At 75.0% G+C, this 12,132-nt stretch carries 14 protein-coding genes; 7 read left to right on the top strand and 7 right to left on the bottom strand.

Translation table 11 applies throughout. From position 1 onward, the window contains the following. Positions 1-18 precede the first annotated feature (18 nt). The 3 genes from WAB14_RS03445 to WAB14_RS03435 all read right to left on the bottom strand — a co-directional run bounded on the left by WAB14_RS03445 (position 19) and on the right by WAB14_RS03435 (position 3,006). Positions 19-468, bottom strand: a complete 450-nt coding sequence (locus tag WAB14_RS03445; protein WP_340267451.1) for a hypothetical protein — start codon at positions 466-468, stop codon at positions 19-21. Between the two features lie 82 nt (positions 469-550). After that, the gene (locus WAB14_RS03440) at positions 551-2,452 is read right to left on the bottom strand and encodes a gamma-glutamyltransferase family protein (protein ID WP_377002454.1); all 1,902 of its coding nucleotides are present in this window, start codon (positions 2,450-2,452) and stop codon (positions 551-553) included. A gap of 56 nt (positions 2,453-2,508) precedes the next feature. Next, positions 2,509-3,006, bottom strand: a complete 498-nt coding sequence (locus tag WAB14_RS03435; protein ID WP_340267447.1) for an HNH endonuclease — start codon at positions 3,004-3,006, stop codon at positions 2,509-2,511. 366 nt (positions 3,007-3,372) lie between these two features. Between WAB14_RS03435 and WAB14_RS03430 the strand changes: the two genes are divergently transcribed. Beyond that, positions 3,373-4,785, top strand: coding sequence for a cryptochrome/photolyase family protein (locus tag WAB14_RS03430; protein ID WP_340268440.1), 1,413 nt, complete (start codon positions 3,373-3,375; stop codon positions 4,783-4,785). Between the two features lie 304 nt (positions 4,786-5,089). Here WAB14_RS03430 and pdxH read toward each other — a convergent pair whose 3' ends face one another. Continuing rightward, positions 5,090-5,779, bottom strand: a complete 690-nt coding sequence (gene pdxH, locus WAB14_RS03425; protein ID WP_340267445.1) for a pyridoxamine 5'-phosphate oxidase — start codon at positions 5,777-5,779, stop codon at positions 5,090-5,092. A 48-nt stretch (positions 5,780-5,827) separates the two neighbouring features. On the opposite strand from pdxH, the gene WAB14_RS03420 reads away from it, so the two are divergent. Genes WAB14_RS03420 through WAB14_RS03410 form a run of 3 tightly spaced genes read left to right on the top strand, consistent with a single transcriptional unit; the run spans position 5,828 to position 9,268 of the window. After that, on the top strand, positions 5,828-6,898 hold the full coding sequence (locus WAB14_RS03420) for a citrate synthase 2 (RefSeq protein ID WP_340267443.1): 1,071 nt from the start codon (positions 5,828-5,830) through the stop codon (positions 6,896-6,898). Between the two features lie 31 nt (positions 6,899-6,929). Continuing rightward, positions 6,930-8,033, top strand: coding sequence for a phosphoserine transaminase (serC, locus tag WAB14_RS03415; RefSeq protein WP_340267441.1), 1,104 nt, complete (start codon positions 6,930-6,932; stop codon positions 8,031-8,033). Next, a complete protein-coding gene (locus tag WAB14_RS03410; RefSeq protein ID WP_340267439.1) occupies positions 8,030-9,268 on the top strand; it encodes an MFS transporter in 1,239 nt (412 codons plus the stop codon). Before serC ends, WAB14_RS03410 begins: the two co-directional genes overlap by 4 nt. A gap of 20 nt (positions 9,269-9,288) precedes the next feature. Here WAB14_RS03410 and WAB14_RS03405 read toward each other — a convergent pair whose 3' ends face one another. Continuing rightward, positions 9,289-9,774: a hypothetical protein gene (locus WAB14_RS03405; RefSeq protein WP_340267437.1), complete on the bottom strand. Its 486-nt coding sequence runs from the start codon at positions 9,772-9,774 to the stop codon at positions 9,289-9,291. A 93-nt stretch (positions 9,775-9,867) separates the two neighbouring features. Here WAB14_RS03405 and WAB14_RS03400 point away from each other — a divergent pair, with 93 nt between their 5' ends. Continuing rightward, positions 9,868-10,347, top strand: coding sequence for a hypothetical protein (locus WAB14_RS03400; RefSeq protein ID WP_340267435.1), 480 nt, complete (start codon positions 9,868-9,870; stop codon positions 10,345-10,347). Between the two features lie 84 nt (positions 10,348-10,431). Here WAB14_RS03400 and WAB14_RS03395 read toward each other — a convergent pair whose 3' ends face one another. Beyond that, positions 10,432-10,920: an SRPBCC family protein gene (locus tag WAB14_RS03395; protein ID WP_340267433.1), complete on the bottom strand. Its 489-nt coding sequence runs from the start codon at positions 10,918-10,920 to the stop codon at positions 10,432-10,434. A gap of 1 nt (position 10,921) precedes the next feature. Further along, on the bottom strand, positions 10,922-11,272 hold the full coding sequence (locus tag WAB14_RS03390) for an ArsR/SmtB family transcription factor (RefSeq protein ID WP_340267431.1): 351 nt from the start codon (positions 11,270-11,272) through the stop codon (positions 10,922-10,924). A gap of 118 nt (positions 11,273-11,390) precedes the next feature. On the opposite strand from WAB14_RS03390, the gene WAB14_RS03385 reads away from it, so the two are divergent. Next, positions 11,391-11,696, top strand: coding sequence for an ArsR/SmtB family transcription factor (locus WAB14_RS03385; protein ID WP_340267429.1), 306 nt, complete (start codon positions 11,391-11,393; stop codon positions 11,694-11,696). Continuing rightward, positions 11,693-12,132, top strand: a 440-nt coding sequence (locus WAB14_RS03380; protein WP_340267427.1) for an SRPBCC domain-containing protein, incomplete at its 3' end; no start/stop codon positions are given. The genes WAB14_RS03385 and WAB14_RS03380, both read left to right, overlap by 4 nt.

Genomic DNA, 12,132 nt, shown 5'->3' with positions numbered 1-12,132 from the left:
ACACCCGTCAGATCGACGTCACGGCGCGAACTCGCCGGTGTCCCAGACCTCGCTGATGATGTCGGCCGCCTGCGTCTCGAGAGAGTCCTCGCAGCGCTCGACGACCGCGTCGTGGAACGCCTCGATCGTCTCCGGGGAGGGCGTGTCGGCAGTGAGCTCGGTCAGCCAGTAGGCGCGCAGCAGCGCCCCCGCGTTCTCCTCCCGGGTCCGGACGGGCACGTCGAGCAGCTGGTCGCACGTGCCGTTCGCGCGCTGGAGGGCCTCGTCGACGGCGTCCCCCGCAGCCGCCCGCGCCGACTCCTCCGCGGCCGTGCCTGCCGCCTGCTCCGCCTCGGCGACGGCGTCCCGGGCCGCCTGCTCGACGACGCCGCGCGCCGCCTGCTCCGCCTCGGCGCAGCCTGCGACCCCGGCCGCCGCCAGCAGCGCGGCGGCCGCCACGGCGAGGGGGCGGGTGGGTCGGGGTCTCACGGCAGCCGAGTGTTGCAGACCTCGTGGCCCACGTCAGGAACCGCGCGGCGCGCCGCGTCGTGACACCGCAGGTCAGGGGCTGTCAGCGACCGGCGGCGTACCCCTGGGCGCCGCGCGCGTTCGCCGCGGCCCGGAGGAACCCGCCCTCGACCCCGACGACGCAGGTACGGCCGAGCGACCACCCGTCCGCCGTCGCGACCCGGTGGCCGCGCCGGCGCAGGTCGTCGACGACGTGCGGCGCCGTGCGGTCCTCGACGAGCAGGCTGCCCGGGTCCGCGCCGCGCGGATGGAAGGAGCCGGGCGCGTGGTCGGTGTGGAGCATCGGCTCGTCGAGCACCGCCTGCAGCGGGGTGAGAGCAGCCGGGCGCTCGCCCTCGCGGCGGCCGTGGGCGGCGGCGGCGAGCATCCGGACGAGGCTCACGGTCGTCCACTGGTCCTGCTGGTCACCACCGGGGGTACCGAGTGCGAGCCACGGCTCCCCGTCGCGGAGGACGAGCGTCGGCGACAGCGTCGTCCGCGGCCGGCGGCCGGGACGGAGCGAGGCGGGCAGCCCGGGCTCCACCCGGAACATCTGCCCCCGGGTGCCGAGCGGGAAGCCGAGCGCCGGGACCACGGGGCTGGACTGCAGCCACGCCCCGCTCGGTGTCGCCGACACCACGGTGCCCCAGCGGTCGACGACGTCGAGGTGGACGGTGTCGCCGCGGGTGACGCCCGCTCGGTCGACGGTCGGCTCCCCCGCACCGGCACCCGCGGCCGCACCGGCACGGCCCGCGCACCAGTCCGCCCACGACGCCGTCACCGACGTCGGCAGCACGGGCGCGCGCCCGCCGGGGGCGCCGGGGCGTAGTCCGTGCGCGCCGAGGTCGGCGTGCGTGCCGATCTCACCGGCGCGGGCGGCGAGGTAGGCGGGGTCGAGGAGGTCGGCGAGCGGCGGCGGGTCGTCGCCGGAGTCCCCGAACCACGCCTCGCGGTCGGCGAGCGCGAGCTTCGTCGCCTCGACCCACGCGTGCAGCCACGCCGGGTCCTCCCGGCCCTCCGCGTCGGCGAGCGGCCCGGTGCCGACGCCGAGCGCGCCGAGCATGCCGAGGACCTGCAGCATGACCGGGCCCTGTCCCCACGCGCCCGTCTTGCACACGGTGACGCCGGGGTGCTGGGCGAGGTCGAGGGTGGCGGGCTCCTCGACGGTGGCGTGCCACGCCGCCATGTCGGCCCCGGTGAGGAACCCGCCGTGGGCCTCGCCGCTGGAGTCCAGCCACGACGTCCTCGCGCAGAACGCGTCGACCGCCTCGGCGACGAACCCCTCGTACCATGCGGCGCGGGCGCGCTCCCACTGCTGCTCGTGCGGCCCGGTCCCCGCCGCGTCGACGACACGGCGGTACGTCTCCGCGAGCACCGGCAGCCGCAGCCGGGTCCCGGCCCGGGGCACCCCGTCGGGCCCGTCCCCGACGAGGTAGGTCTCCGCCGACGTCCCCCAGTGCTCGCGGAAGTGGCCCGCCATGCGCTGCAGGGTGGCCTCGACGCGGTCGAGGACGGGCGCGCCGTCGGCGGCGAGGGAGATCGCCGGGCCGAGGACGTCGGCGACGGACCACGTGCCCCACCGCTGGACGAGCAGCGCCCACGCGCCGAAGGAGCCCGGCACGGTGGCAGCGAGCAGCCCCGTGCCGGGGACGTGGTCGAGGCCGAGGTCGACGACCGCGTCGACGCTCGCACGGGCCGGTGCGGTGCCCTGGCCGCACACGACGTGGACCGGCCCGCCCGCCGGGCGGACGATCACCGGGACCTCTCCTGCGGGCCCGTTGAGGTGCGGTTCGACGACCTGCAGCGCGAGACCGGTCGCGGCGGCGGCGTCGACCGCGGTGCCCCCGCGCTCGAGGACCGACTGCCCGACCGCGGTCGCGAGCCAGTGGGTGCTCGCCACCATCCCGAAGGTGCCGGTGAGCTCGGGGCGGGTGACGAGGCTGGTCGGGCTGTGCACCCGCGGCATCGTGCCGTGGCCGGTCCGGGCGCGCCCGCCGGGGCGCGCCCGGGCCCGCCGCGCGCTCAGGCGGCGACGGGGGCGAGGAACTCCTCCCAGGCCGGGTCGCGCTGGTCGGCGCCCTTGACGACCCAGGCGGAGCCACGCGGGGTGTAGGGGCGGATCCGCATCGTCCAGCCCATCTCCTCCGGGGTGCGGCTGCCCTTGACGTTGTTGCAGCGCACGCAGCAGCCGACGAGGTTCGCCCACGTGTCGGCTCCGCCTCGGCTGCGGGGCAGGACGTGGTCGACGGTCGTCGCGCCCGCGCCGCAGTACACGCAGCGGTGCCCGTCGCGGCGCAGCACGCCCCGTCGGCTCACCGGGACGCTCGCGCTGTACGGGGCGCGGACGTAGCGCCGCAGGAGGATGACCGACGGGCGGACGAAGCGGGACGTCGCCCCCACCACCTCGTCCGGGTGGGCCGTGAGGACCGTCGCCTTCCCCGCGAGGACGAGGACGACCGCCCGGCGGAACGACACGACGGCCAGCGGCTCGTAGCCGGCGTTGAGGACGAGGGTGCGCACTACCGCCTCCTGCACGGGGAGACCGGGGCGGTACGAGGGCCCCGGAGACGACGAAGGCGCCGTCCCGGACGGGACGACGCCTTGGGCGACGGGCAGCAGCGCGGGCCGCTCGGCCGACTGCTGCGGTGGGGCGCGCTCGGCGCCACCACCGAACGGTGCTCATGGCCGCGCACGAAGACGTGACCGCGCCCGGGGCCGTCGCCGTGACCCCGCGGCTCGTGGTGCTGCGGACCGTGCACGGGTGGAGCGTAACCCCCGGCCCCCGCGCCCGGGCAGGTTGTGATGCACGCGTGACCTGACGTGTCGCGGGCGCCCGGGGCGCGACCTACCGTCGGTCGCGTGACGAGCAGCGAGGCGCCCGCGGTCATGTGGTTCCGACGGGACCTGCGTCTGGCGGACCACCCGGCGCTGCTCGCCGCGACCGGCTCCGACGGCGCCGACGGGCACGGCGCAGGCGACCGCGCGGTCGTCCCGCTCTTCGTCGTCGACCCCGCCCTGTGGGGCCCGTCCGGGGACCCGCGGCGCGCCTGGCTGCTGCGCTCGCTCCGGGCGCTCGACGGCCGCCTCGGCGGCGGGCTCGTCGTGCGGGAGGGCGACCCCGCGGACGTCGTCCCGGCCGTGGCGCGGGACGCCGCCGCGGCCGAGGTGCACGTGACGGCCGACACCGGCCCCTACGGACGGCGCCGGGACGCCGCCGTCGAGAGGGCGCTCGTCGGCCTCGAGGACCCCGTCCGGCTCGTGCGGACCGGCACCGCCTACGCCGTCGGTCCGGGCAGCGTCGTCAACGGCTCCGGCGACCCGTACAAGGTCTTCACGCCCTTCTACCGGGCGTGGCAGCGGCACGGCTGGCCGGCGCCGGCACCGGACGTCGACCCGGCGTCCGTCGGCTGGGAGAAGGTGCGCGGCCGCGAGTGGCCGTCCGAGCCCGACCTCGGCGACCTCAGGCTCCCCGACGCCGGGGAGGCCGCCGCCCGGCACCGGTGGGAGGAGTTCCTCGACGACGGGCTCCTCGACTACGCCGGCACGCGCGACCGGCCCGACCTCGACGGCACCTCGGCGATGAGCGCGCACCTGAAGTACGGCGAGGTCCATCCCCGGTCGCTGCTCGCCGACCTGGGGCAGCGTCTCGGCGACGGCCGGCTCGCGGACTCCTCGCGGGAGTCGGTCGAGACGTACCGCTCCGAGCTCGCGTGGCGGGAGTTCTACGCCGACGTGCTGTGGCACCACCCGAGGACCGCCCGGGAGTACCACCGCACGGAGTACGCGGACATGCGGTACGACTCCCCGACGTCGGCGACGGGCGAGAAGCGCCTGCACGCCTGGCAGGAGGGGCGGACGGGCTTCCCGTTCGTCGACGCCGGCATGCGCCAGCTGCGCGCGGAGGGGTGGATGCACAACCGCGTCCGGATGGTCGTCGCGAGCTTCCTCGTGAAGGACCTCCACCTCGAGTGGCAGCTCGGCGCGCGCTGGTTCCTGCGCTGGCTGCGCGACGGCGACCTCGCGAGCAACAACCACGGCTGGCAGTGGGCCGCGGGCTCCGGCACCGACGCCGCCCCGTACTTCCGGGTCTTCAATCCCGTGACGCAGGGCGAGAAGTTCGACCCGTCGGGCGACTACGTCCGCCGCTACGTCCCGGAGCTGCGGCACCTCGGTGGCAAGGCGGCGCACTCGCCGTGGGACGCGGAGGACGGGTACGCGGACGGCTACCCGCGCCGGATCGTCGACCACAAGGCGGAGCGGGAGGAGGCGCTCGCCCGGCTGTCGGAGCTCACCCGCTAATCCCCTCGACGGACCGGCGACGCCCGACGTACGGTCCTCCCACACGGAAGGGAGGTGATCCGAGGAATGCAGAACCTTCGGACGAGTGAGGTGGCTGTCCGCTGAGGCGGAGCCCTTCGACCGGACTCCGACTGCCGGCGTAGACCACGGCAGCCACCGCAGCCCCCGGGTGTCGCACCTCGTCCACGCGACGGGTGACCGTGTCACCGCCCCGGGGGCTGTCCCCTGCCCACCTCCCCCCCGTCTGCAAAATTGCAGACAATCGACCCGGATGTCGGCAAGAACGCAGACAGACGGGGCGCGCCTAGGGGGCCCGGCGCTCCACCACCCAGTCCGTCGCGTCGTCGAGCCACCCCGGGCCCTCGGCCCCGGCCGGACGGACGAAGACGAGGCGGTCGTGCAGGCGCGAGGGCCGGCCCTGCCAGAACTCGACCTCGACCGGGCGGACGACGAAGCCGCCCCAGGAGTCGGGCAGGGGGACGTCGCCGACCGAGCCGGTGTCGGGGAAGCGGTCCCGCATCTCCCGCTCCCGCGCCTCGAGCGTCTCGCGCCCGTCGACGACGCTCGACTGCTCCGACGCCCACGCCCCGATCCGCGAGCCGTAGGGGCGCGTGACGAAGTAGTCGCGCACCTCGTCGCGGCTCAGCGGCTCGGCGACCCCGCGGACCCCGACCTGCCGTTCCATGTCGTGCCAGCCGAACAGGAGGGCGCACGCCGGGTCGGCGGCGAGCGCCCGGGCCTTGCGCGAGACGAGGTTGGTGAAGAGCCGGAACCCGGCGCCGTCGACGCCCTTGCACAGCACCGTCCGGCTCGAGGGACCCTTCGGCCCGGCGGTCGACAGCACCATGGCGTTCGGCTCCACGACCCGCTCCGAGGCGACGGCGTCGGCGAACCAGCGCCCGAACTGCTCGAGCGGGGTCGCGGCGAGGTCGCGCTCGACGAGCGCCCCGGCGACGTACGTCACCCTCATGTCCCTGATCCGCTCCGCCGTCACGTCGGTAGTGTCGGGCGCGGACACCGGTGTCACGACCTGGGAGGCGGCATGTCGGAGGGGACCATCGCGCACGGCCTCGAGGGCGTCGTCGCCTTCGAGACGACGATCGCCGAGCCGGACCGGGACGGCGGTGCCCTGCGCTACCGCGGCGTCGACATCACCGAGCTCGCCGGCGAGGTGCCGTTCGAGCAGGTCTGGGGGCTGCTCGTCGACGACGCCCCGCTGCCCGGCCTCGTCCCCGGCGAGCCGGTCGAGCTCCCGGTCTCCACCGGTGGCGTCCGGGTCGACGTCCAGGCGTCGCTGCCGACGCTCGCTGCCCGCTGGGGCCTGAAGCCGGTCCTCGACGTCGACGCCGACACCGTCCGGGACGACCTCGCGCGCGTCAGCGACGCCGTCCTGTCGTTCACCGCGCAGTCGGCCCGCGGCGAGCAGGCGCCGGTCCCCCACGACGCCGTCGACGCGGCCGGCACGGCGGCGGAACGGTTCATGGTCCGCTGGCGCGGCGAGCCGGACCCCCGCCACGTCGAGGCCGTCGACGCGTACTGGGTGAGCGCCGCCGAGCACGGCATGAACGCCTCGACGTTCACCGCCCGCGTCATCACCTCCACGGGCGCCGACGTCGCCGCCGCGATCGCGGGTGCGGTCGGGGCGATGAGCGGCCCGCTGCACGGCGGCGCACCCAGCCGGGTCCTCCATATGCTCGATGGGGTCGAGGAGCGCGGCGACGCCCTCGCCTACGTGCGCTCCGAGCTCGACTCCGGCGCGCGGCTCATGGGCTTCGGGCACCGGGTGTACCGCGCCGAGGACCCCCGCGCCCGCGTGCTGCGCGCCACGGCCGAGCGGCTGGGTGCGCCCCGCTTCGAGGCCGCCGCCGCGCTGGAGACCGCCGCGCTGCAGGAGCTGCAGGCCCGCAAGCCGGACCGGGTGCTCGCGACGAACGTCGAGTTCTGGGCGGCCGTCGTCCTCGACTTCGCCGAGGTCCCACCGGACATGTTCACCCCGATGTTCACGTGCGCCCGCACCGCGGGCTGGGCGGCCCACGTGCTCGAGCAGAAGCGGACGGGCCGGCTCATCCGCCCGTCCGCCCGCTACGTGGGCGAGGGGCCGCGCAGCCTCTGACGGCTGGGACGATGGCGCCCGTGATGGTGTCGTGAGGATCCCCGCCGACCTGCTGCCCGCCGACGGCCGCTTCGGCTCCGGTCCGAGCCGGATCCGCCCCGCGCAGCTCGACGCGCTCGTCGCGTCGGTCGGGCTCCTCGGCACCTCGCACCGGCAGGCGCCCGTCCGCTCCCTCGTGCGACGGGTCCGCGAGGGCCTCGCGGAGCTGCTGGGCGCCCCGGACGGCTACGAGGTCGTGCTCGGCAACGGCGGGTCGACGGCATTCTGGGACGTCGCGACGGGCGCGCTCGTCGGCGAGCGGGTCCAGCACGCGGTCCACGGCGAGTTCTCCGCGAAGTTCGCCGCGTGCACCGCCCGAGCGCCGTTCGTCGGCGAGTCGGTGCAGGTGCGGGTCGAGCCGGGCGGGGCGGCGCAGCCGTACGCCGTCGCGGGGGTCGACACGTACGCGTGGCCCCACAACGAGACCTCGACCGGCGTCCTCGCGCCCGTGCGCCGCGTCGACGGCGCCGACGCCGACGCCCTCGTCCTCGTCGACGCGACGTCCGCCGCCGGCGCGGTGGACGTCGACCTGGCTCAGACCGACGCGTACTACTTCGCCCCGCAGAAGGCGCTCGGCTCCGACGGCGGCCTGTGGTGCGCCGTCCTGTCCCCCGCCGCCCTCGAGCGGGCCGAGGCGGTCGAGCCGGACCGCTGGGTGCCGGACTTCCTCTCGCTGCGGGCCGCGGTCGCGAGCAGCCGCAAGGACGAGACCGTCAACACCCCCGCGCTCACCACGCTCGTGCTGCTCGCCGAGCAGCTCGACTGGCTCCTCGGCCACGGCGGCCTCGGGTGGGCCGCAGCCCGGTCCCGGCGGTCCTCCGACGTCCTCTACGGCTGGGCGAGCGAGCGGGACTGGCTCGTGCCGTTCGTCGCGGACCCGGCGCTGCGCTCCCCCGTCGTCGTCACCCTCGACGTCCTCGACGTCGACGCCGCGGAGGTGGCGCGCGTCCTGCGCGCGAACGGGGTCGTCGACGTCGAGCCGTACCGCCGCCTCGGCCGCAACCAGCTGCGTGTCGGGACGTTCCCGTCGGTCGAGCCGGACGACGTGCGCGCCCTGACCGCGTGCGTCGACCACGTCGTCGAGCGGCTCGCATGAGCACCCAGGAGGTGGCGCCGCCACTGCGGCGCGACGCCGTCACGGCCGCCGGCTACACCGCCGTCGTGACGTGGGGCTGGTTCGTCTTCGCGTCCGGTCCGGTGCTGCCGCTCGTCGGGCTCGACCTCGGCCTGTCGAAGACGCTCGTCGGCCTCCACGCGACGTTCCTAAGCATCGGCAGCATCAGCTCCGCGCCGCTGCTCGTGCCCCTGGTGCGTTCCCTGCGCCGCTACGGCGCGATGACGGTCGGCGCGGGCTGCGTGAGCCTCGCGGCGGTGCTGCTCGCGGTCGGGTCGCTGTTCCCCGGCTGGGGCCTCGTGCTCACGCTGCTCGGCATGGTGAGCGCCGGGTTCGGCGGAACGCTGCTCATCGGGACCTCGACGGCCGTCCTCGACGGCCACCACGGGCGGTCGTCGAACGCCGCGGTCAGCGAGGCGAACGGCCTCGGCTCCGGCCTCGGGCTGTGCGCACCGCTGCTCGTCGGCGCGTGCGTCGCGCTCGGGCTCACGTGGCGACCGGCGCTGCTGCTGCTCCTGCCGCTCGCCGCCGCCGGCACCGTGCTCGTCCGGCGCGTGCTCGACGCCGACCGGGCCGGTCGCCTCGACGCCGCCCCGCTGCGAGCGGCGCCCGCGCCCGCGCGCGACGCGTCGGGTCGGCGCACGCCGCTGCCGCGTCGGGTGTGGGTGATCCTCGCCGTCGTCATGTGCGGGGTCGGCAGCGAGGTGAGCCTCAACACGTGGTCGGCGGAGCTGCTGCGGGAGCGCACGGTGCTGGAGGAAGCAGGCGCGAGCGCGTTCGTCGCGGCGTTCGCCGCCGGCATGACGGTCGGCCGGTTCGTCGCGGTGCCCTTGGCGCGTCGGTGGACGAGCGCCGCCCTGCTGCGCGCCGCGGTCGTCCTCGCCGGAGGCGGCTTCGCCCTGCTGTGGTTCTCGACGCTCACCTCGACGGGGTGGGTGTCGCTCGCGGTCGTGGGGCTCGCCTTCGCGGGGGCCGGCGCGGGGGCGTTCTTCCCGATCGGGGTGGCGTGGCTCGTCCGCAGCACCGAGGGCCAGTCCGAGCGGGGCATGACGTTCGTGTCGGTCGGGGTGGGCGCCGCCGCAGGTCTCGTGCCGTTCGGGGTGGGAGCGCTCGCCGACCTCGTCGGCATCCACCTCGCGATGCTCGCGATCCCGGTCGGAATCGCGCTCGTGACGCTCGGGCTCGGCGTGCTGGCCCGCGCGCGCGTCCACGACTGAGACACCCGACGGACGATCGGCTAGCGGCGGCGTAGCCGGAGACAGGTGACGCCCGAGGCCGCAAGCGCCGCGGTGACCCTCTCGTGCTGCTCCGGGCGGAGCCGGGCGCGGACGCCGGCCAGGGTGCCCGAGGACGTGAAGAGGTCACGGAGCAGGCCACCGCCCTGGAGGGACAGGTGGCTCGCGTAGGGCGCGATCGTGAGGAGCGCCTCCCACTGCACGGGGTCGGAGTCGTTCACGACCACCCCCTGGAAGGGGTTGCGGTCCATGGTCACGAACAGGCTGGGCCGATGGCGGCGGTGGAGGGTGAGGGCGGCCTGCCGGGCGGCGGGCGGCAGTGGTCCGGTCCGTCCGAAGAGGTCGGCGACGACCTGTGTGCTGTCGGGCCGCAGGCTCGTGAGGACGGACCGGTAGAAGGCCTCGATCTCCTCCATGGTGGGAGTGCGCTCGCAGCCGTCACCGGTGTCCCAGCCGATGACGTACGTGTGCCGCCGGTGCCGCCTCACCGCGGGGTAGGCCCAGCTCGAGGGGTGGGCTGAGGAGGCGTCACGGATCGTCCCTCCTGTCGTCGAGCGGTGCGGCCGGGCCCTACCCGGGGCGTGGTCATCGCCAGCATGGTCTACGGCCGGTCACCTACAGGCTGTTCGACCCATCGCGGAACCGCGCCGCTCCTCCCGGGCGTCACAGCCGTAGCCGTCGTTCGCGAAAGGGGCCACGTGAGCTCGTCGAGGGGTCGGTCCCTGGTGGTCGGTGCCGTGGCGTGGTTGCTCGCCGGCTGCGGGTCGGTCGAGGTGGAGGATCCGGTGGTCTCCGACGGACTGGACTGCCCGAACGGCACGAGGGTCGGCTGGTCCCTTGATCGAGGTGAGCCGGTGGCGGGCTTCGGCAGCCCGGAGGCTGCGGTCCGCGCCGACGTGGGCACCGGCGGCGCCCACCTGATCGTGGGCGAGGAGCGTGGACGTGGCGACACCACCGCGGTCGAGGTCATCGTGGCGCGTGGGGGGCGGGCGGAGATGCGCGTGGAGGTGTGGCGGACCGACCGCGGCTGGCTGGCAGACCACGTCGAGGCCTGCGGCTAGCGCTCGTTCCCTCCGCCACGCCTGACCACCGGGCGTTCGTCAGCCAGGATCAGAAGGCGCTGGCGGCTCCCGAGGGTGAGCCCGTCACACGGCGGCGAGCAGGTCGTCGATCTGGTTGATGGCGGCGGAGGCGCCCTCGACGACGCCCATGTCGAGGACCTGCTGCAGCGCCTCGGCGGAGGCGTAGGTGCTGACGTAGGTCGCTCGTGTACCGCCGTCGTGAGCGGTGAAGGAGTAGGAGTTGTGGCTCACGGGCAGGTCGGGGTTCACCTCGAAGTGCTCGTCGGCGAAGGCGTCCTCGAACGTGAACCGTGTGGTCGGTTCGACGGTCTGGATGTCCCAGACGCCGGCGAACTTCTCCCCCTCCGGCGAGGTCATGTAGTAGGTGGAGCGCGACCCCGGCGTCAGGGCGTGGTCGACGAACGTGGCGGGGTAGGTGGGCGGGCCGAACACCTTCTCCAGCTGGCGTGGGTCGGCGTACACCTGCCAGATCCGTTCCACGGGCGCGGCGAACTCGGCGACGATCGTCAGGGTGAGGGTGTCGATGTCGTGGGTGACGTCGGTGACGGGCATGTCAGTCGTTCCTCTCGGTGGGTGGGTCGGTGGCGATCAGGTCGTCGATGCGGGCGATGCGGCCGCGCCAGACGGCCTCGAGCTCGGTGAGCATCGAGGCCACCGAGCGCACGGCCTCGACGTCGCCGCTGGTGAGGGACTCGCGGCCACGGCGTCGCTTGGTGACGAGGCCGGCCTGCTGCAGGACGGCGACGTGCTTCTGGACCGCGGCGAAGCTCATGTCGTAGGAGGCCGCGAGGGCGGAGACCGACTGCTCCCCGGCCAGCACCCGACGGAGGATGTCCCGGCGGGTGCGGTCGGACAGCGCGTGGAACAGGGCGTCGGCCCGGTCCTCGTCCTGGTCGGCGCCCACACTCGCAACATACAACCGCTTGGTTGTATGTTGTCAAGTGCGCGGGCGACGCCTCCTGTGAGAGCCGAGAATGACGCCAGGACTGGACTGCCGCATCGTTCTCAGACAATATTGCACAGTGACGATATTCACGGCGGTCGCCGACCCTCGTCGTCGGCAGGTCCTCGACCTGCTGCTGGAGGGGGAGCGCACGGTCGGTGCCGTCGTCGAGGCACTCGACCTCGCTCAGCCCACGGTGTCGCAACACCTCAAGGTGCTGCGCGAGGAGGGACTGGTCGAGGTCCGGGCGGAGGCCAACCGCCGGGTCTACCGGCTGCGCCCGGCGGCCCTGCTCGACCTCGACGCCTGGCTGGAGCCGTACCGGCGGCTCTGGTCCGCCCGCCTCGACGCCCTGGAGACACACCTGGACGGAGACCCGACATGACCACCCACCACCCCCTGGGACGCATCGTCCGCGACGAGGACGGGGTCGCGCTGCTCTTCGAGCGTCGCCTCGGGCATCCGCCCGAGCGGGTCTGGCGCGCGCTGACCGAGAGCGACCAGCTGCGCCACTGGCTGCCCGCGGACATCGTCGGCGCCCGCGAAGAGGGCGCGCCGGTCCTCGTGACGTTCTGGGACGACGTCGCGCAGCGGTACGCCATCGACGAACCGGTGATGACCGGCCGCATCCTCACCTGGGACCCGCCGCGCCGCTTCGTCTGGCTGTGGGACGACGAGCTGCTCACCTTCGACCTCACGCCGGTCGACGGCGGGACCGACCTCGCGCTCACCGTTCGCGTCGGCACCAAGGCCCCCGCGGCGGACAAGGTCGCCGCCGGGTACCACGTGTGCCTCGACCAGCTCGCGGCGCTCGTCGACAC

The sequence above is a fragment of the Aquipuribacter nitratireducens genome (assembly GCF_037860835.1).
Classification (GTDB): domain Bacteria; phylum Actinomycetota; class Actinomycetes; order Actinomycetales; family JBBAYJ01; genus Aquipuribacter; species Aquipuribacter nitratireducens.
The sequence above is the reverse complement of the archived record's forward strand: the minus strand, read 5'-3'. Positions and strand labels throughout refer to the sequence as shown.

Excerpts from the sequence above, each read along its gene's own strand:
- WAB14_RS03410 (WP_340267439.1), top strand. The coding sequence starts at position 8,030 with ATGAGCACCCAGGAGGTGGCGCCGCCACTGCGGCGCGACGCCGTCACG.
- WAB14_RS03430 (WP_340268440.1), top strand. The coding sequence starts at position 3,373 with ATGTGGTTCCGACGGGACCTGCGTCTGGCGGACCACCCGGCGCTGCTC.
- WAB14_RS03420 (WP_340267443.1), top strand. The coding sequence starts at position 5,828 with ATGTCGGAGGGGACCATCGCGCACGGCCTCGAGGGCGTCGTCGCCTTC.
- WAB14_RS03440 (WP_377002454.1), bottom strand. The coding sequence starts at position 2,452 with ATGCCGCGGGTGCACAGCCCGACCAGCCTCGTCACCCGCCCCGAGCTC.
- WAB14_RS03395 (WP_340267433.1), bottom strand. The coding sequence starts at position 10,920 with ATGCCCGTCACCGACGTCACCCACGACATCGACACCCTCACCCTGACG.